The following is an 18,966-nucleotide window of genomic DNA, read 5'->3' on the forward strand; positions in this document are numbered from 1 at the left end:
CGCTCACCCCCGCCCGCCACGCAGCGCCGTCACCAGCTCGCCGTTCGACCGCCGCACCTCAGCACGCGCGATTTCCGTGATCTCCCGATCGCCGACAAACACCTGCACGCTCAGGTCCCCGAGACCGCCGCCGCCCGTTGCCATCCGCGCAAGGGCGCTGGCCTGCGTGGACGTGAACACCGGCTCCGGCCGCCCCGTGCCGTTGTAGGCCAGGTTCAGGCCGGGCTGGAGCATGCCGCCCTGGTCGTACCAGTGCGGCGACCTGGCCAGCCACTTCGCATACGCCCGTGCTGGGCTGCCGTAGTCCGGACGGTCCTTGATGTAGCCCATGCCCCAGCGGATCTGCGTCTTCGCGTTGGTCCGCCAGTCGGGGCCCGCCGAGCGCATCTTCGACCCCGGGAGCGCCTGCGGGATTCCGTAGGCGTCTGACGTGGGATTATCTGCGTTCCAACGCCACCCGGACTCGCCATGCCACAACTTCTTCAGCGGCCCGAACTGGTTGGCGCCCCACCCGTAGCGCGGCAGGAGCGCCTTGGCGTACTTCTGCGCCGCGCCCACCGCGTTCGCGGGGAAGCCCTTGCCGCCACCCGTGAGGAACGGCATCGGGTCGACGGAGCGCCCGTTGACCCGGGCTTCGAGGTGGAGGTGCGGGCCGGTCGTGTTGCCGGTGTTGCCGACGCGGCCGATCTGGGTTCCGCCCGCAACGCCGCGGCCCTGTTTCATCAGGATTGCGGACATGTGGGCGTACAGGGACTGCAGCCCACTGCCGTGGTTGATCACAATGTGCTTGCCGTAGGGGCCGCCGTTCGCCGTCTTGGCGATGGTGCCGTCAGCAACCGCCTTCACCGCGGTGCCGATGGCCGCGGGGAAGTCGAGACCGGTGTGACGACCTGAGCTCCACATGCTGCCGCGGACACCGAACTTCGTTCCGAACCGGGCGTCGACTGGCTTGAGCCAGGCGCCGCCAAGCATCCCGTCGGCGCCGCCGCCCAGCATGCTGTTCACGGCGTCGACGAGCTTGCTCTTCAGCCCGCCGATCCACTTGCCCGGTACCCGGCGGATCGCTTTGGCCCACAGCCCATCGCCGGTGATGCCCTTCGCAACCCGCTCCTTGATGGGCTTGACGAGCTTGTCCCAGGCTTTCGACGGGTTCGTCAGCAGGTTGAAGCCGGTCTTGGCCCAATTGATCGCCTTGCCGATCGTGTCCTTGGTCCAGTCCCAGGCGCCGCCGAGGATGCCCCCGTCCGCCATGAGCTTGGTGCCTGCCGCGGCATGCAGGGCGCGAGCACGGTTACGGAATCGCGGGTCCGTCGGGATCACGAATTCCGGAAACCTTGGGTTGCCCTCGCCGACGATCGCGGTCGGGCGGTTGGTGACCATCGGCCGGGCAGGGCCGAAGCCGTCACCGACGGTGCCGCCTGCCGCCAGCTGCTTCGGTGCGGGCGGCAGTTCATCCAGGCTGACGATCTTCGCGACGGCGTTCCAGACGGGGCGGATGCCCTTGCCGTACACGTACTTGATCACGAAGTTGACGGGGCCCTTAGTGATCGACTGAACCTTGCCCCAGGCCGTCTTGATGGCGTCCTTCGCCCTGCCAAAAGCGACCCCGACCAGCCTGACCGCTTCCTTGATCCGATCGAATGGCGGCTTCAATCCCTTGCGCCACAGCCACGACGCGGTCGTCGCGATCCCACTGAACGCAGGCTTGATCGCCTTGTCGTACAGCCACTTCCCGACCGCGCCGATCCCGCGGAACGCCGGTGCCAGGGCCTGCTGCCAGAGCCACTTCCCGATCCTGGCAACAAATCGGAACGTGCCGACAATGCGGTCACCGACAGGCTTGATGGTGACCCTGTACAGCGCTCCAGCCGCCGTCCCAATCCCCCGGAACGCGGGCCGCAGCGCGTTCTCCCACAGCCACTTACCGATCCGGCCGACGAAACGGAAGCCCTCGACGATGCCGTCGACAGCAGGCTTGATCGCATTGCGGTACAGGGCTCCGGCCGCGACACCGATACCCCGGAATGCCGGGAGCAGCCCCTTCTCATACAGCCACTTCCCGGTCGCAGCTGTCAGCTTGAACCCCAGCACGACAGGGGCGATCAGCAGTGTGGCGATGACAGCAGCGAGGACCCGCGCGCCCAGCGAGATGCCGTCGAAGGCAGGCTTCAGCGCGGTGCGCCACAGCCACGATCCCCAGCCGCCCACCGTGCGCAGACCTGTGGAAATGCCGTCGAAGGCGGGCCTGAGTACCTGATTCCAGGCGCCGGACACCGCATCCTTGATGCCGTTCCAGACCGCCTGGACCCCAGCACGGAACCAGTCGAACCTCTTGTACGCGTAGACGACAGCGGCGACCAGCGCCACGATCCCGATGATGAGCAGGGTGATCGGGTGCGCGTTCAGCACCGCCGCCTGAAGGACGAGCGCGAGCGTCCACAGTTTCGTCGCGATGAACAGCCCATACAGGCCCTGAATCAGCCAAGGCGTGGTCTCTGCCACCGAGGCGATGCCGCGCGCCAGAACCCCAAGAACCTCGAGCAGAGGCCCCGACAGGGGCGACAGAGCCCGCGCGACCTCGAAGAAGGCACGCGAGATGTCACCGATGGTGCGGGCAACGAGCGGCCCGTTCTCAGCGGCATACGCCAGGAACCGCTCGAAGGCGGGCGACCCCTTCAGGCCGGCACCCCAAGCGGCGAAGCGGCCGGTGATGGCCCGCATCCGCGCGCTGATGGAGTCCATATGGGGCAGGAAGGCCTGCACCACTCCGGCCATGCCCTTGAACACGTTGCCGAAGGAGACACCCAAGCCGATGATCGCAGGTCGGACTGCGCCCGCCAGATCTGCCTTGAAGCCCTTCCACCAGGGGTTTTTGAAGCCCCTGCTTGCCCGGTCCTGCAGCTCACCGACGGCGTCTGCTGCTTCCTTCGCGAAGGGCGTCAGCCCGGGCAGCGCGTTCTTCAGCCCGATCAACGCTCGGGTGAAGATCGGCATGACGCGGGGCTGCAGCGACTCCGACCACGCGGAGAACGCCGACCTCAGGTCCGTGAACGCGTCGAACGTGTCCCGCGCCGCAGGCGACAGCTCCGACAGTTCTTCCTGGTACTTGGCTTGCGCGACAGCGGCCTGCGACATGCTCCCGGCCGTCTGCTGCGCCGCCGACGCCACCTGCCGCTCGGCCGACGTGATCGAATCCGCTGCCGTCACGTGCGTGTTGGCCAGGGACTCCTGCGCCCGCCCCACCGACCGTGCACCGTCCTGCTGAACCTTGGTCGCGTTGCGCTGCGCCTCGATGACCTTGTCCTGCGCGGCGGAGATCGCCGCGGCGCACTCCTTCTGGACGCGCGCCACATTCCGCTGGGCATCCGCGACCTTCGCCTGCGCGGCGGCGATCTCCAGGGCGTTCTCGCGCTGCTGCCGGGCCGCCGCCTGCTGCGCTTTCGCCAGCGCGGCCGTCTGCTCACGGACCTGCCGCTGGGCATCCGCCAGCCGCCCCTGCGCGTTCTTGACCCGGTCCGAGCCGTCGACCCCGGCCCTGTCGGCCTTCTTCTTCTCGTCGGCAATGCGCTTCGTCGCGAGCCGCTGTTCCTTGAGCCGCTGAACCGCCTGGTCGTAGGCGAGCTGCGCCTGCGCCTGCTCCAGCGCCGACGCCTTCGACCCCTTAGCCCGCACCGCCCGCAGCCGCTGCTCAGCCGCCTGGACGGTGAGGGCCGCATCCCGCTGCGACAGCTGCGCGTCAGTGAGGCGGTTCCCGAGATCCTCCAGCTCCATCGCCGCGTCACGGCGCGCCTGCGTCAGATCCTGCTGCGCCTGCCGAGCCGACCGCTGTGCATCAGCCAGCGACTGCTCGGCGGCCACGACACGGTCGTTCGCCGCCTGCTGCCGGTCCGCCGCCTGCTGTACCGCGTTCGCCAGAGACTGCTTGGCGTCCTTAACCTGCTGGGCGGCATCCCGCTGCCGGTCCGCCGCCTGCTGCACCGCAGCCGCCACATCCTGCTCGGCCTGCCGCACCTGCTGGGACGCCTGCCGGTTCGCCTCCGCCGCAGACCTCTTGGCGTCCGCGACGGCCTGCTCGGCCTGCTGAATCTGCCGGGCCGCATTCCTGTGCGCGGCGGCCAGCGACTGCTGCGCACCCTCCAGCTGGCGTGCCCGCGCCGCACCCTGCGACGCCGCCTGACCACCCTTGATCGACGCAGTCGTCGCGGCGTCCTGCGCCGCCTTCTGCGCCTGAGCAGCTCTGGCGATCCCCATGAACGCGGGGATCGCCACAGCACCCAGCGCACCGACGCCAGCCGCCGCAGCAACACCAGCGGACGCGATCGCGCCCATCCCGGCCGCAAGGACCGGAATCGCGGGGATCACCGCGACAGACCCAAGTGCCACCGACAGCTGGAAGATCGCCGAAGTGGCACCCGAGGTATCGACCCGGACCTTGACGTCGTCCGCGTCCAGCTTGTTGACCATCGCCTGGACAGCAGCAAGCTGCGCCGCGGCGGCAGCCGCGTCCACGCGCACCGCCACGTCCGCGTCCTGCGCCGCCAGCGCCTGCAGACGGGCCTCGATCGCGGAGATCTCGGCCTGCGCGGTCGCGGCGTCCATGTCGACGCCGATCCGCACATCCCGCAGGGCGGTCAGCCGGGCCCGCAGCCGCGCCAGCTCCACCTCGGCCGGCGACGTGTCCGCCCCGATGTTGATGTTGGGGAGGCTGGCCTCAGCCGCCTGCACCTGGGCGCGCAGCCGCTGACCAAAGGTGCCGTCCGTCTCCACCCGGATCCGGGCCGGGTCGGCGGACAGCTCGTCCACCTGCTCCTGCAGGAGCCGCAGCTGGGCGATCGCCGCCGCCGTGTCCGCACGGACGGCCACGTTCGGGTGCGCTGCACCGATACGGCGCAGACGCTCCTCAATGTCCGCGGCCTCCGCGCGGGCGGCCTGCGCGTCGATGTCGACGCCGATCGTCTTGCCGGACAGCGCTTCCAGGCGGGCACGCAGCCGCGCCAGGTCCGCGTCGACACCCGTGTCCGAGAGGCGGACGTCGAGCTTGGGCATGCTGCGGAACGCCGCCTCCAGGCGGGCCTTCAGCGACCGGGCAAACGCCCCACCCGTATCCGAGCCCTGCCGGGTCGCGGCCGGGCGGGCCGCGCGGGCCCCGTCCTGGATGCCGTCCCGCACCGAAGGCGTGATGTGCGCAGCGATCTGACGGCCGATGATCCGCCCGACCTCATCGCCGATCTGCGACGCCGGAGGCACCAACGCCGCACGCAGACGGCCGTGAATGCCGCGCGCGTTCGGGATGACATCGATCTCGACGGAGCCGACACTGATCGCCACGAGAGGTCCCCCTCCCGCATGCGCTACGCAGCGCCCCCATTGATGATCCGGAACAGGCGCTCCGCCTGCTCGTCGTTCAGCTTCGGCTTCGCCGCACGGGCCTTCGCCCCAGGGCGCGGCGTGGGATCGGGCGGCTGCGGCTGCTTGCCCTTCTCCGTATTCGCGCAGATCAGCACGTACTCGACACGCCGCACACCATCAACCAGTGCAGCGGTCAACTGCTCCAGCTGCGACCAACGCCCCTTCTCTGGCTCACCCTTGTCCGCCTGCTCCGCCAGCTCCTCGTCGGACAGCGTGTTCCGCAAGGCAGTCATGGTGTGCGACTCGGGCGGCAGATGCTCAATCAGCACCCGCAGCCAACGCCAAGACCGGCGCCCCGACAGCACATCCGCGATGTCGTAGTGCCGGTCGATCAAGTCGGCCTCTACCGACTCTGCATGCGCCTCCCAGAGCGCGATGGTGCTACGGACTTTCCCAGGCCCTCCCCAGAACGATCTCCCGCATCGGCGATGAAGTTCTGGAACTCCTCATTCGTGGGGTCGATCTCGATGAAGAAGTCGAAGTCGTCCGGGTGCAGCACCTTCCGAGCAAACGTGTCGATGTAGCCCTGCGTGAGCATGCGATGCCACGACATTCGCCAAGCGTCGGGCGGGACGATCCGCACTTCCTCACCGCAGAGAAGGGCAGTGACGTAGTGCCCCTCTGCCTCGATCTCCTGAGCCTCGAAGGCCGTTACCTCCGGCTCCTCAAGCTCCTGCTCGCGCTCCACAGCCCGTCGAGTGGCCGCCGGGCGGGACGTTGAACGAGCCGCTGCGCGCGGCTTCCGGCTGCTGCTGGTACTGGTGCTGGTGCTGGTGCTGGTGCTACGCGTGTTGGCCACGGCGCGGGCCTCCCTCGATCAATGGCGCGGGCAGTTACGAAGAAAGGTGGATGGGCCGGGCCCGCGCCGACGGTGGCGGCCCACCCACCAGCACAGAATCCGGTCAGGAGCCGGTGTAGTCGGCAGTCGCCGGGACGCGGTCCGCGTGGTAGACGGTGTTGCCTGCCTCGTCCGGATAGGCCGTGATCGTCCACTCGAAGCCAGCCATCTCGTCCTGCTTGTGCGTGACGTCGGAACGGTCCGAGATCTCCCCGGCAGGGACGTAGAAGCTCAGGCTTGTCTCGCCGTCAAAGACGACGAACCAGAAGGAGCGACGATCCGGGTTGGGGCTCGCAGTCTCCGCGAATGTCGTCAATCCGGACACCGGCTCAAGGTCTGCGAGCGAGGCACGGTAGTGCAGCGACCGGACCGTAGTGCGCGCCGTCTCCCATGCCGTGATCTTGAAGGTGCGCAGGGACTTGGTGATCGTCGTGCGGATCGGCGACGTGTAACCCCAAGGGGTGTACTCCTGGCTGTCTTCGTCGAACCCCTGCACCAGACCGTCGTCTGAGATACCCCCCAAGGGCGCCCAAGGGGGCATCGGCTGGACCAGCGGGTCACCGGGGGACGAAGTGCCGAGCGGGGCAGTCCAGCCGCCACCATTAGCGCCGACCTCCATCAGGTCCGCTGCGCGAGTGATGTTGACCATCGTTGTCTCCAGACATGCGTGAAGCCCGCGCACGGGCGGGATCTTGGGGTCCGGCGCGGGCCCGAATCGGTCAAGAGACCGGGTGCAGTTATGTGGTTGTGGTGAGCCGACGCAGCATGAAAGTCAAGACATCCTGCGTAGCCTTCGATGTGTTACAGGTGGCACACGTGGGAGCTAGATTGTCCCACTCGTGCGCACCCTGCTTGGCGAGGGCGACGATGTGATCGATGTGGTCCGTCGGGGATCCGCAGTAGACGCACGGGTCAGCTCGTATGAGCCCCATGTACTCAGCGACTGCATCAAGGTCTGAAGTGACCTTCAGGGCTGCGCGACGCCTGGCGGAGGCCGCACGGTGCTTCTCGGGATTCAGCTCGATCCACCGGTAGCGCCGTTCATAGTTGGCTTCCTTGTTCTCCTCGTAGTACCGCTCCCGGTAGCCCGGGTTCTTCGCATACCACTGCTTGGCATATTCGCTGCGCTCCTTCTTCGTGCGCTCGCGGTACGCCCTTCGATGGTCACGATTCTTCCGATTCCACTCACGGTCACGGGCCCGCCCGCACTCCTTGCACTCGGTGGCCAGCCCGTCCTTGCTGCTACTCCTCTTGCGGAACTCGCTGCGCAGCTTGCGTTTGTCGCACTTGATGCAAATCTTCTCCACGCCACTCCAGTCTGTAAGGTCCGCCCTAACCTTACAGAACTATCAAGCTGTACGATCCGTCTATGGACGAAGAAGTCAAAGTGCAGGAGGCGCGCGAGCGGTTCGCGCAGCTTTTGAACGGAACGCAGTGGCAGGGCAAGCACATCGCCATCACCCGACACGGCAAGGCGGCGGGCGTTCTAGTGCCACCTGACTGGTACGAGCGAGCCGTCGCAGCCCTCAGCGGGCCTGGCACTTAGGCCGGATGGCAATAGATTTCGTAGGTACCACCGACGCGACGGAGAGCCTTGTTCTCGTATGGGAGCCCGGCGGGCAGAGCCAGGCACCGAACCATTCCGACGACCAGCGTGGACGTGGTCGAACCACGCACCACATGCATGATCCACTCGTGGGCGTCGCGCGCCAGCAAGAACGCAGAGGCCCTCGTCGGCGCGTAGACGTTCATGTCGAAGAGCATCCGCGCCAGTTTCGCTCCGTCGTATCCACCACCGGGAACCTGGAGGAATTGGATTGTCGGTAGCTCATCCAGCAGGTTGTTGTCGAGTTCGTCGCGCACCACAGCGTCCGGGAAGCGGGCGGTGGCGCGGGGAATGAGTTCGCCTTCGACATCGATGAGCGCGGTCACTGGTTCCGCCCGCCGATCTGCGCCGCCCACAGCAGCACGTGGTGGGCGGGGACGCGTTCGGTGCCGTACTCCACCCAGCGGGCGTAGTAGGAGGTGTTGCGGACATAGGCGGCAGCCCGGTCCCTGCGGCGGCCACCACGGCTGGTGCTATCGGTCTCCCACGACGCCTTGTAGTGCCCTGGGTGTGGGCCCCGTTCGTCGACCGGTGACGTAGCCACAGCGATTCCTTTGATGACCTCGGCGCGTCGCAGCATCTCTGCCTGCATGCCGGGCATTCGCAGCATTTCGCCGATTCCCCTGCGCTTCACCTTGAGGCGTGCTGGCATAGCCACCTCCAGCCATTGCGATCCAGGGGGCGGGCTATGGATGTGAAGGGCGTGCAGGCGTCGATCAGCTTCGACGGCGAGTGGATCACCATCGTCAAGAAGGAGGTGGGTGCACCAGACCGGACAGCCAGGACCAATGTCCGCAGCATCAGCGGCACAACATGCAAGCCGGCGACCCGCCTCCTCCACGGCTACATCCAGCTCGCCGTGCCCGGCGCCGTACAGGCCAAGGAGAAGAAGGGGATCTTCCTGGGAGGCCGTCCGCCGCACAGCGACCCGAACAGCCTGTCCATCCCGTACCGGTCGAACGACGCGGCAGCAAAGATCGTCGCCGCGATCGAGGAAGCCCGTGTCCGGCTCAGCCCGTAACCCTGTCCGCCGCAAACTGAATCACGCCGCGGGTTCCGGTGAACGGGCTCCGGCCCCAGTCGCCGGGCTCCCCGGTGATGTCGCAGGCCACGCCTCGCACCCTGGCCTTGTCGGTGGTGCGGAGCGGCAGACGAGCCTGAGCCTTCTGGGCTACGGGTACGTAGACGGTCCAGCCGACGATGACCGTGTCCCGCGCCTGCTGCTGCTCTCCCCCCACCTGCGGCGTCTCCGCACGCGGCGTCACCACACAGCCCTGAAGGTCGAACGATTCGTCCGGCCCGGGAAGCGGCTGCCCGCGGGCGTCACGCCCGGGCGAGACACCGGTGCGCAGGATCCGCACCGTCTCCCCATACGGGTACCGGCCGGGCATCAGGAATACCCCCAGCCCGGCTCGAACTCATCCGCGAACCCCGCATCGTCGACGGGCCAGGTAGGAGACGGATCGGCCGTAGCCGGGGTCGGGTCGACCGTGAACGCGCCCCCGCGGCCGGCCAAAGCCTTCAGAGCTGCCTTGTCAGCCTTCGTGAGATACAGGCCGCCCGAGCCAGTCGGACGCTGAACCGACATCGGGCCGATCGTCTCGTAGCTGACCTGCTGCGGATTGACGTAAGCCCGCCCGGCGACCGACAGCACCACGGCCGTCGCCTGATCCGGGAGCGGCTTGACGACCGATTCACACAGGCTGACCGCCTGCAGGATCAGCAGGGCCGCCCGGTCCCCCTCGATCTCGTCGAGGCCAAGGTAGAGGCCGAGGTCCTCGGCCGTCGGCGCCTGGAACGCCATCACAGCCTCCTATCCGGACAGGCCCTCCACTGCGGTCCACCACAGGAAGAGGTCCCCCGAGGGGTCGAGTTCGGCGGAACGGGTCTTGGCGCGCTTGCTGGCAAGCCGGTACTCGGCGGCCGATGCGAGCTTCCGCAGAACCGCCTCGTAGCCGTCAATCTCGGTCCGGTCGACAAAGATCCCGCCCTCGCCGAGCGACTCGCACAGACCTGGCGTTGGGTGGGCAACGACGGGAATGCCGCTCGCCATCGCCTCACAGCCGACGCGGCCCCACGACTCATACGAGGACGGCATCAGCAGCACCCGGGTGCGGGCGTACACCTGCTTCCGCATGTCCTCCCCGCGAACGTGCTCGACGATTTCAACGTTCGGCAGGTCGGGGAGGATCTGTTCGCCGTAGGCGCCCTTCACCGCGAGGAACTGCTGGTCCGACATCCGTTCGGCGAGGGCCTGGAGCACCTTGCCGCCCTTCTCCGGATTGCAGTTGATCAGCGTGATGGCCTTGCCTGGCTTCGTCGCATACTCGTCGGCGAACACCGGCGGCCGCACAATCAACGTGCCCGCGGGGCGGATGGACTTCGGGTATTCGGCGAAGAAGACCTCCGCCTCCGCTTCCATCCACCGCGAGTTGTAGACCGCCAGCGCGGTCCCGCCCGCAGCCATGTCTCGGAACGTCTCCCGGTGCGTGTTGTGGCAGACCACCACCAGCGGCTTGCCATACCCGCGAGCCAGCGACGCCGTCGGCGGCACCGTCTCCAGATGGGCCACCAGCACATCCGCCCGCCGCACCGCCGTCGGGAAATCCAGCCGCGACTCCAGGGGGATCACCTTGATGCCGCGGTACTCGTACTCCTGGTGGGCGTTGCCGTAGCGGGACAGCCATACCGACACGTCGTGGCCACGCTCCACCAGGGGCCGCAGCATGGAGACGAGCATGTGCTCGGCACCCGCATTATGCTCCGGCGGCATCGCGTGCACACGGGCCACGATCTTCAGGGGCTTGGCTGCCCCGCCCGGCGCGGAAGCCGGGACAGCCCTAGCCATCAGGAACCGCTCGGAGCGCCGGTGTACTTCACGAAGGCGTCGACGTCACCCAGCACGAAGCCGTAGTAGGCCTCGGCGAGGATCAGCACCAGGTTCTCCTGGAACGCGGAGTGAACGCCGCCCTCTTCGTCGACATAGGTCGCCTGGTCGGAAATCCGCACCGTGATGTCCATGCCCACGCCATACGCAGCCTGAGACCAGTCGCCGCCGATCGCCCGCAGACCCGTGTCCGTGGATGTCGACTGACGGCGCTGCTTGCCCGACACCGACCGCGAGTACGCCAGCGGCTCGCCGATCAGCGTGCCTGCCGCCGCCATGTTCGTGCCCGGCGTCTGCGTGTCCACCAGGATCGGACGGCCGGTCGTGTCCGTCGCCAGCAGGAGCGACGGCTTCAGCCGGTGGTCCGCAACCGTGCCGGTGTAGTCCCAGTCGCCGTCGACGACCTCGGCCATGCCGTTGACGAAGTCGGCCCAGATGCCGCCGTCAGCCTGATCCGCCGTACCCAGGGCCACGGAGTTCGTGGTCCCGGCGAGGTACTCGGTGAACGGGCCTGTGGCACCCTTCATGGTCTTGCCGTGGATCGTCGCGTGGTCGAAGGCCCGCGCGAATGCAGTCGGCAGGTCCTTCTGCAGCTGATCGTACAGACCGCCCGCGTTGGTCTTCGCGACCTCCATGGCGACCGGAATCAGCACGGCGACCTTCTTGGCCTGCATCTGCTTGACGTCGACGCCGCCGGTCGACAGGGGCTTCTTCGCCGCCTGACCGACCCAGTCCGCAACCGGGACGTCCATCGGGATCGGCACCGACGTAGTTGCGTCCAGAGCCAGCGGCGCAGGCCGGGCCAGCTGCATGACCGCGCTGGCTTCAACGGACTTTTCGAAGATCGGTGCAGTGATTGTGCGCGGCAGAAGCGACGCATCGACATTGGACAATGTCAGAGGGGCGGTGACCGCCATGGGGTTCTCGTCTCCCGCAGCTACTTCAGCTGCGTACTCAGCCACCCGGCGAACTCATCGCGCGGGCTGGGGGCCTGCTTCTTGTTGGCGCCGGACGCCTGAGTGCGATCCGGCGCGGGACGCCGCGGGCCCTCCTGGGGCTGGCTTTTCGCCCAGTGCGGCTTGCGCTCCAACAGCGCCTGAAGATCCGCCTCAATGGCGGCCTCGTCGATGTCACCTGAGTCGTCGATGTACGAGTCGAGATCCAGCTCGCCGAACGCGTCTGCCGGATCAGCGAACGCGGGCCGCGCATCCGTCGCCGCGCCTGCCAGCGCCTGTACCTGGCTACGGACCAGCCGCTGCCGCGTCTTAGCGATCTGCTCCTGCGCAACGCCGAGTTGCTCGGTGAGGCGCTCCGACTCCGACAGTTCCGCCTGCTGCCGCCTCTTCAGCTCGGCCAGCAGCGGCTCGGCCTCCTTGAGGCGCTTGCGGAGGTTCTCGTTCTCCGAGTTCTTCTTGCGCAGCGCCGCTTTGGCGCGCGCCTCGTCGAACGGCTCGTCCTTCTTGTCCGGTTCCGCCTCCGGGGCATCTCCGGCTGAAGGCTCCTCGACCTCTTCGGCATCTCCCTTGGCGACCACCTGCTCGGTGGGCTGCGGGGACTCCTGCTGCTCGGCGGCCTGCTCGGTCTCTTCAGGCATGACGAATCGGCCCTCCAGGGGCTGTGGAAATGAGAAAGGCCGCCACCAGGGCGACCTCGTCGATCAGAAAGAACCGGGATCCGCTTGCGCGCGCTGCTCGGCTAGCGCCGCGCGGAAGAGCCGAAGCTGCTGACCCGGATGGCCTTGGGCGAACTCGCGATAGATGCGGTCCCACTCCCGGGCTTTGGGCGACAACTCGAAGGACTGCCCGCGGAACACGGGTATCGGCTGGCACCGACAGAAGTTGTGATACTTGATCACACTGTCGTTGCCGATGAACTGCTCATTCGCGTCCTCGCCCACCGCTCCGCGATCTTTATAGATCGCCCCGCGGCTGGACATGAGGGCACAGAAGGAGCAGCAGCTGAGCGCCGCGGCCCGCGCGTAGGCGACCGCCCCGCGGTCCTGCCGGACCGCATCCTGCACCGTCTCCCGGCCAGCGTTCAGCACCAGCCGTTCGACCGCCCCGTCCGCCTTCGACATCGCCGCTTCCAGGCGTCTGTCGAGCGGCTCCAACTGCGCGACTGTCGCCTCGCCCTCAGCGCGGGGCCACAGATCCTTCGTGGCCCACCGCAGAGAGTTCGACGTCTGCTCATCCGGCGGGCCATCGGCCAGCGGCACCGTGAACGGGCCCGGCATGCCAGCAGCCTCGCGCTCGCCGTCGTAGAAGTCTGCGGCCAGCGTCGCGGCGACCTCCGAGTAGCGGGCCACCAGGGCCGCTACCGCTTCGATCCACGCCGGCACCGTGGCCTGCAGACGGGCAGGGTTGATCAGACGGCGCAGCCCTCGCAGGTCCCGCAGGAGCAGCGTGGTCAGCCCGAACTGTGCTTGCCGCCAGCGCGTGACGCTCGCACTGCTATCCGAGGTCGTCGATGCCAAGGTCGGCCTCCGACGGATCAGCCGCTACGCCGCTGCTGGTGCCGGAGCCGAGTTCGGCCAGGCGGTCCATCAGCGCGGTGCTCCCAGCCCGGCCCGCAGTGCGGCGGCGGTCCGCGGCGACACGCTGCCGCTGCGCCTCGGTGAACCCGGCCATCTCCAGCGTCACGTCCGAGTCGGCCGGGAGGACCCCGGCCTGCACGAGCTTGACGGTGGCGTCCACCTGGGCTGCCACGGTCGGCGTCGCCGGGTTGCGCCACACCGTCTCGATACGGCGCGCCTTGTCCGGCGGCTCCCCGTCACGGATCCACAGGGCGAGGCGCATGGCCTGCTGCCAGGAGGCGCCGAAACGCCGGATCCGACGTTCGGAGCGCTTGACCAGCTTCGCCTCAGTGGAACGGATCGCGTCGGCGGAGGCGGGGTTGTCGGTGGTGTAGCCAAGCATGTGCGGCGGAAGCCCGAACTGCGACGACATGATCCTGGCGTACAAGTCGATGATCTTCGTCATGCCGGTCGGGTCATGTGCCGCGAACTGGCCCACGGACGGCAAGTTGCCGTCCTCGTCCCGCTCCAGGGCGAGCACGCGGCCAACGTAGGTCTCCCACGCGCTTTTCGCGTTGCCCTCAGCGTCCTGGAACGCCGACTCCGCCGCCCCAAGGATGTACCGCTGCGGGGCCCCGAAGAACTCAGCCGCGACCTCCATGCCCATCAGCCGGCGGCACGCCGCATCCGTGATCGACATGACCTCGGGGGTGATCTCCGACCTGCCGACCCGGTCCGCGGTCCGCTGCCGGTTCGCCATCCGCACCACCGGCACCACACCAAGGCCGTGTATATCCCGGTCGACGACCTCCCAGCCGCCCGACTCCGACGGCAGGCACATCACCGTCTGATCCGGCAGATACAAGACCAGCATCCGCTCCTCAGGCCCCGCCTCGAGGTACGTGTCCGCCGCACACTCGCGCAGCGCCGCGGTGCTCATGCGGACGCGGGCGTCCCACCGGACCGTCATGTCCAGCGGCGACTCGGCGGAGATCAGCGGAGGGCAGTCCCCACCACAGTCGCCCGAACCGACCGCCAGATACTCGCGTCCGTACACCAGCGCATCCAGATGCGCGAGACTCGACTCGTCGAACAGATCATTCGCCTCGGCGATCTCCGCCAGCTCCGACGAATCCGCACCGTCCGCCCACCGGAACGCCTCCAGATCAAGGCGCTCCTCCAGCGACTCGACACCCACCCGCGGCCAGCCGATCACCGTGTGCAGGCTCTTGAGCTGCGGCGGAATACTGATCCCCAGATCACGCACCAACTGCTCGCCGTTGAAGTACGCATCCCGCAACTGAAGAGCATGACGATCCCGCAGCATGTCCGCCCGCAACATGTTGATCAGAGCGAGCTCATCGTCCGACAGATACACCAGCGGAAGATCAGGAATCGAGACGGTCACCGCAGCACCACCACCCGTCCCTTGCCTGGCGTGCGCTTCTTACGCTTCGGAGAGTTGAGGATCATCCGGCGCAGCATCCGGGCTCCGACCATGCACACCGCGAGGTCGATCTTCCGTGCGCTCTCGCGGTGCTCCTTGCCGATCGTGACGCCCCAGCGGTTCGTCCGACGCCTGGCGTTGATCACGTGCGTGCGCAGCACCTTGTGCCCGTCATGCACGAGCTGTCGCTGCAGAACATCCGCGTGCGCCCGCTTCACAGCCTCTGTGAACGTCTCCTGATTCCGGCTGTCGCGCATATCCCAGCGCACCGCATGCGCCTTCGGCCCGGACAGCACCGACCGGAGCGCGAGCTTGGCGCCCCACGTCTGGCCCCAGGTGTCGATGTAGGAGTCCCAGTACATCTCGCCGTCGTCGTCATCCTGGCCCGAGCCAGGGTCTGCGAAGAACGCCACGACCTTGAACCGCGCGAACGCGTTCTCCACCACCCCATGCACTTCGTCGCGCGGCACCCGGTACGGCACGAAGCCCGGCGTGTTCGGCGTCGGCCAGTTCGATGGCTTCTGCCACACACCCAAGGCCGACACAAGGCCGTCTGACACACGGCAGGCCACCAGGCCTGTGGCATCGTCGCTCTTGGAGCCGTCGAAGAACATGACGACCTCATCACCGTCAGCAAGCCGCAGGTCATCACGCTTGCAGGCGTCCCACTCGTAGCGGGCCATCCACGCATCCTCGGCAGCAACGATCTGGTTGAACCAGAACCGCCTGCTGCGCGAGGGAGGATTGCGTGGATCAAGGATCGACTTCACGATGCGGGGGATGTCGAGCCACGTGGAGTCGCCCCGTACCGCCTCGATGACCTTCGCCAGCCACGGCTTGGTCAGCTTCGCCTCCGGCGGGGCCTCCAGAGAGTCGTACAGAATGCCCGGGTCCTCAGCCCGCCCGGCCTCAGCTGCCTCATAGGCATCGCGCGTCTGCTCAGCGACCGAGTCCTCGCCGGGTTCGAACGCGTTGGTGATGGCGAACGTTCGCGCCGATCCGTCCGCCGACTTGGTGGCGTTCCGCTCGATCGTCGCCGCCATCTCGTGGCCTTGATTCGAATCGATCCAGTGGTGTGTCTCGTTGAGGAGCGTGAACGTTGTACGGCCGCCCTCAAGCGCGCGAGGCGAGGAGGTGACGGCCTCGATGCGGGCCAGGCCCTTGTGGGCGTAGACGACTTCCTTGCCGATCTCGATCCCGAACTCGGACTTGGCCTGGGGTGTGAAGAGCGACCCAAAGATGATCATTGTGTTGCGGGTCTGATCCTTGGAAACCGCTGCGACCTGCACCCACGGCTCCGGATGCGGCTCACCGACCGGCTGCCCCTCCGGCACCCCGCTCTCATCGTCAGGCCCGGCAATCCGCCCCAACCACCGGGACGGGCCGACGAACTCGACAGCACACAGCGTCGCCCCGAACGGGTCCTTGCCCCACCCCTTCAAGCGCTGCAACACAGCATCCCGGTAGCAGAACGCCCCCGTCTCCGGATCGATGGCGAACCACCACAGGATCAAGCGGACCTGCTCGCTCGTGTACCGCCACGGCAAGCCCCGGTGCTGCAGATACGCGGCCGTCCAGAGAAGGACATGCCAGCCCAGCGTGAACAGGGGCCGGATAAACAGGCCATCCTCGCCCCGCGTCCACGTCGGCCCGATCACAACAGGCGTGATCGTGTCCGGGACTGCCTCGATCGTCTGCTCAGCCACCGAAGGCGGAGCGGTAATCATCCAGTGCCGTCACGCTCGCCCGGCCCGAGCCCGCGGGCTTCTTCCGCTCCAACTCCATACGGACGCGCCGACGATCCCCTTCCGTCGTCAACAGGCTGCCCAGCAGGCTGTTGAGGGCGGCAACGTACTGTCCGTTCGGCGGCCGGTCCGACGACAGTCCGCGCGACATGAGTTCCGCGGCATACCGTGCAGTCGCCCAGTCCGACGCCTGATAGAACATGGCCTGGCCGGACTCGCGCAGCGACAGGTACCAGTCCTTCGCGATCGGATGCCAGAGCTCATCCGGTTCCGGCAGTGCAGGAAGGTCCGTCGGCGCCCCTGACGGTGCCTTCGTGACGGAGTCCTTCTCCTTCTTCGAGCGATGGCCCATGCGCTCCTCAGAGCGCTTACCGATAGGTCCACGAGCGCCCATGACGACCTCCAGGGTCATGGCACGCCACCAGGGCGCGCAGAGGGCTGGAAACAACGACGCCCCAACTCGGGGACGCCGCCAGGGCGTCAGAGCGAGGCGATCAAACCGGCCGCATCAGGCAGCACGGCAAGACTGAGCGGCGTACCCGGAACCCGGTCGCCGACGATGATGTAGCGGCGATCCGAGTACACCTCGAACGCCAACTCCCCCTTGCGGATGCGTCGACCATGCGGAACCGCGCCGCGGAACCACAGATGCAGGCCAGTACCGGACCGGCCACGCTCCATGTACGTCGGCGGCAACCGGTCTACGATCGCCTGCGCCCACGGAAGGACGCTTCCGTCCTCGACCGCGTGGTCCAGGTCGACGACCACGATGCCGTCGCCGGCCGTCAGGACGAAGCCGACACCGTCGCCGGTGTTCGATGCGGCGACCGCGGCATAGTCCGACCAGGACGACGGGTCCTTCACCGAGGCGAAACGGCCATCGGTGCGCATCGGCACCTTGTCCTTGTGACGCACCCAGCGCGGACGCGACGTCAACTCGGCCGGGATGCGGGCCTGCTGCTCGGCGGCAAGGACGGCGTCACGTTCACGCTTGCGGGCCCGAGCCGCGAGGACGCGATGCGAGTTCGAGCAGTAGCGGCGATCCGACCGGTGCATGACCGGCAGATCTCCCCCGCAGTGCTCGCAACTCCGAAGCGTCTCTGGCATGCATCCAGGATACAGCTGACTGTTAACGACTACAGTGCTTTGACCTGCATGGTTACCATCTCGCGACACTGCCTAGCCCATCGAGTGGACTAGACCGGTAGGGCATACCCGCAGGTCAGGGGCCTTGGAAACCCGGGGGCGATGTCAGGTGCTATACGCCCCCGATCCGGAGGGATCTTGGTGGGGGATCTTCCCCCAGGGTTGATCTTGGCTGCCGTGATCAAGGTGGGCGTCCGAGATGATCGTCGCGAGCCGCTCGCCTCAAGATCGAGGCTGCCGCCTGGATCGAGACTCGAACGGCCGCTCGACAAGCGATCAGTGATAAAGGATCACGAGCGAGTTGACCTTGATGATCTCAAGCAGACCACGTCGATACCCGACGCCGAAGCGCGGATCAAGACGAGGCGCACACAGGCACTGCCCGCCACGACGTCCCTGCCTCCCGGACACCGCGTGCCACCACCGCCGAGCGCCGGCACGCACTGCCCTCACCGGGTGCGGCGCCGACCGGGATTGAGCCGGCTGCCCGTCGCGACCCCCGTCGACCGGATGTGCATCAGTTGGCAGTACCCCTTGGCCCGTGCGCCGAGGTACCTGCTGAGGAGCCGGTTGCAGCGTCGCCAGTCTCCTGCTGTTCCCCAGCGGATGCGTGCTCCGCCCGCGCCTGACAGACCCCAGTAGCGACGTAGCGCTTCGGCGTTGCCTCGCTGGCTGCGTCCGCCTCGCCCCTTGCTGGCCATAGCAGTTCACCGCCTGTCGGGCTCGCCCTCTTGGTCTGGCTCGTCGTTCTGTTGTGGGTCGATGCGCATGATGTTGCGGACTTGTTCGCGGGGTACGGCGTAGCAGGGTCCGTGTTGGTCGTGGAAGACGATCCAGCCGTCGTCGAGTTCGAAGTTGAGGGGGTCGTCTTCGAGGAGGGTGTCTTCGCCGCGGCGTTCGTTGTGGACGATGAGGTAGGCGGGCATGGTCAGGCGCCAACTGACTTGTCGCCGGGGCAGTCGTTGGTCCTGGCGTCGACTCGGTAGTACTGACGGGGCTCAGGGTCTTGCGGCAGCCCCATGACCTTGGCAAGCGTGTTGAAGCTGTCCGTGATGCGGGTGACGGTGAACAGGATCGGGCGTTGCAGGTGGACCTGTTTCACGTGTGCCTTCCACAGGATCTGTGTCCGTGCGACTGCTTCGGGGTTCTCGCCAGGGGCTACGGGGATGTTGAAGCTGAGCATGGCGTCACCTCAGTCCGGGGTGCTGCTCGGGTGGGCGTCGCCGTCCTGGGCGCGGGTTGGCTGCCTTGGCGGCGTTGCCTTCCTGCGACGACTTGTAGCGATGGCAGTGGGGCGCTACGCGGTCGTGTGCCCAGTCGAGGTTGTCGAGGCTGTGGTCGTCGCCGGGGTTCTTGTGGTCGAGGTAGTCGCCGCC

At 67.4% G+C, this 18,966-nt stretch carries 21 protein-coding genes; 2 read left to right on the top strand and 19 right to left on the bottom strand.

The genetic code is table 11. From position 1 onward, the window contains the following. Window positions 1-3: 3 nt before the first annotated feature. From CP982_RS07230 to CP982_RS07250, 5 genes are all read right to left on the bottom strand, one after another. Window positions 4-5,328 carry an aggregation-promoting factor C-terminal-like domain-containing protein gene (locus CP982_RS07230; protein ID WP_150509736.1) on the bottom strand — a complete coding sequence of 1,775 codons (5,325 nt, stop codon included), beginning with the start codon at window positions 5,326-5,328 and terminating at the stop codon, window positions 4-6. Window positions 5,329-5,351: 23 nt separating this feature from the next. After that, window positions 5,352-5,744 carry a hypothetical protein gene (locus tag CP982_RS07235; protein WP_229879478.1) on the bottom strand — a complete coding sequence of 131 codons (393 nt, stop codon included), beginning with the start codon at window positions 5,742-5,744 and terminating at the stop codon, window positions 5,352-5,354. Window positions 5,745-5,752: 8 nt separating this feature from the next. Beyond that, entirely contained in the window at window positions 5,753-6,097 is a 345-nt protein-coding gene (locus CP982_RS07240; RefSeq protein WP_150509737.1) for a hypothetical protein, read from the bottom strand. Window positions 6,098-6,311: 214 nt separating this feature from the next. Beyond that, window positions 6,312-6,896 carry a phage tail tube protein gene (locus tag CP982_RS07245; RefSeq protein ID WP_150509738.1) on the bottom strand — a complete coding sequence of 195 codons (585 nt, stop codon included), beginning with the start codon at window positions 6,894-6,896 and terminating at the stop codon, window positions 6,312-6,314. Between the two features lie 88 nt (window positions 6,897-6,984). Further along, complete coding sequence (locus CP982_RS07250; RefSeq protein WP_150509739.1) at window positions 6,985-7,554, bottom strand: HNH endonuclease; 570 nt, start codon at window positions 7,552-7,554, stop codon at window positions 6,985-6,987. A gap of 62 nt (window positions 7,555-7,616) precedes the next feature. On the opposite strand from CP982_RS07250, the gene CP982_RS07255 reads away from it, so the two are divergent. Next, the gene (locus tag CP982_RS07255; RefSeq protein WP_150509740.1) at window positions 7,617-7,793 is read left to right on the top strand and encodes a type II toxin-antitoxin system Phd/YefM family antitoxin; all 177 of its coding nucleotides are present in this window, start codon (window positions 7,617-7,619) and stop codon (window positions 7,791-7,793) included. On the opposite strand, the gene CP982_RS07260 is transcribed toward CP982_RS07255, so the two are convergent. Both CP982_RS07260 and CP982_RS07265 read right to left on the bottom strand, forming a co-directional pair. After that, window positions 7,790-8,179 carry a hypothetical protein gene (locus tag CP982_RS07260; RefSeq protein WP_150509741.1) on the bottom strand — a complete coding sequence of 130 codons (390 nt, stop codon included), beginning with the start codon at window positions 8,177-8,179 and terminating at the stop codon, window positions 7,790-7,792. The two genes, CP982_RS07255 and CP982_RS07260, sit on opposite strands and share 4 nt — an antisense overlap. Continuing rightward, a complete protein-coding gene (locus tag CP982_RS07265; RefSeq protein WP_229879480.1) occupies window positions 8,176-8,397 on the bottom strand; it encodes a hypothetical protein in 222 nt (73 codons plus the stop codon). Before CP982_RS07265 ends, CP982_RS07260 begins: the two co-directional genes overlap by 4 nt. Before the next feature lie 144 nt (window positions 8,398-8,541). Here CP982_RS07265 and CP982_RS07270 point away from each other — a divergent pair, with 144 nt between their 5' ends. Then, window positions 8,542-8,874, top strand: coding sequence for a DUF4429 domain-containing protein (locus tag CP982_RS07270; RefSeq protein ID WP_150509743.1), 333 nt, complete (start codon window positions 8,542-8,544; stop codon window positions 8,872-8,874). Here CP982_RS07270 and CP982_RS07275 read toward each other — a convergent pair. From CP982_RS07275 to CP982_RS07335, 12 genes are all read right to left on the bottom strand, one after another. Continuing rightward, window positions 8,864-9,214, bottom strand: a complete 351-nt coding sequence (locus CP982_RS07275) for a hypothetical protein (protein WP_229879484.1) — start codon at window positions 9,212-9,214, stop codon at window positions 8,864-8,866. The two genes, CP982_RS07270 and CP982_RS07275, sit on opposite strands and share 11 nt — an antisense overlap. 29 nt (window positions 9,215-9,243) lie before the next feature. Continuing rightward, the gene (locus CP982_RS07280; RefSeq protein WP_150509745.1) at window positions 9,244-9,657 is read right to left on the bottom strand and encodes a hypothetical protein; all 414 of its coding nucleotides are present in this window, start codon (window positions 9,655-9,657) and stop codon (window positions 9,244-9,246) included. Window positions 9,658-9,666: 9 nt separating this feature from the next. Beyond that, window positions 9,667-10,626 (bottom strand): glycosyltransferase family 4 protein, encoded by a 960-nt coding sequence (locus CP982_RS07285; RefSeq protein ID WP_308294329.1) that lies wholly within the window; start codon window positions 10,624-10,626, stop codon window positions 9,667-9,669. A gap of 74 nt (window positions 10,627-10,700) precedes the next feature. Next, a complete protein-coding gene (locus CP982_RS07290; RefSeq protein ID WP_150509747.1) occupies window positions 10,701-11,657 on the bottom strand; it encodes a phage major capsid protein in 957 nt (318 codons plus the stop codon). A 20-nt stretch (window positions 11,658-11,677) separates the two neighbouring features. Further along, window positions 11,678-12,334 (bottom strand): hypothetical protein, encoded by a 657-nt coding sequence (locus CP982_RS07295; protein WP_150509748.1) that lies wholly within the window; start codon window positions 12,332-12,334, stop codon window positions 11,678-11,680. A 63-nt stretch (window positions 12,335-12,397) separates the two neighbouring features. Then, the gene (locus CP982_RS07300) at window positions 12,398-13,213 is read right to left on the bottom strand and encodes a VG15 protein (protein WP_150509749.1); all 816 of its coding nucleotides are present in this window, start codon (window positions 13,211-13,213) and stop codon (window positions 12,398-12,400) included. Next, window positions 13,191-14,660 carry a phage portal protein gene (locus CP982_RS07305; protein WP_150509750.1) on the bottom strand — a complete coding sequence of 490 codons (1,470 nt, stop codon included), beginning with the start codon at window positions 14,658-14,660 and terminating at the stop codon, window positions 13,191-13,193. The genes CP982_RS07300 and CP982_RS07305 overlap by 23 nt, the downstream gene beginning before the upstream one ends. After that, a complete protein-coding gene (locus CP982_RS07310) occupies window positions 14,657-16,405 on the bottom strand; it encodes a terminase (protein ID WP_229879486.1) in 1,749 nt (582 codons plus the stop codon). Before CP982_RS07310 ends, CP982_RS07305 begins: the two co-directional genes overlap by 4 nt. Then, window positions 16,398-16,856 (bottom strand): phage terminase small subunit, encoded by a 459-nt coding sequence (locus CP982_RS07315; protein ID WP_229879488.1) that lies wholly within the window; start codon window positions 16,854-16,856, stop codon window positions 16,398-16,400. Before CP982_RS07315 ends, CP982_RS07310 begins: the two co-directional genes overlap by 8 nt. 68 nt (window positions 16,857-16,924) lie before the next feature. Further along, window positions 16,925-17,551 carry a bifunctional DNA primase/polymerase gene (locus CP982_RS07320; RefSeq protein ID WP_150509752.1) on the bottom strand — a complete coding sequence of 209 codons (627 nt, stop codon included), beginning with the start codon at window positions 17,549-17,551 and terminating at the stop codon, window positions 16,925-16,927. A gap of 746 nt (window positions 17,552-18,297) precedes the next feature. Next, window positions 18,298-18,516 (bottom strand): hypothetical protein, encoded by a 219-nt coding sequence (locus tag CP982_RS07330; RefSeq protein WP_150509754.1) that lies wholly within the window; start codon window positions 18,514-18,516, stop codon window positions 18,298-18,300. 2 nt (window positions 18,517-18,518) lie between these two features. After that, a complete protein-coding gene (locus CP982_RS07335; RefSeq protein WP_150509755.1) occupies window positions 18,519-18,773 on the bottom strand; it encodes a hypothetical protein in 255 nt (84 codons plus the stop codon). Window positions 18,774-18,966 lie beyond the last annotated feature (193 nt).

This window comes from Streptomyces spectabilis (assembly GCF_008704795.1).
Classification (GTDB): Bacteria; Actinomycetota; Actinomycetes; order Streptomycetales; family Streptomycetaceae; genus Streptomyces; species Streptomyces spectabilis.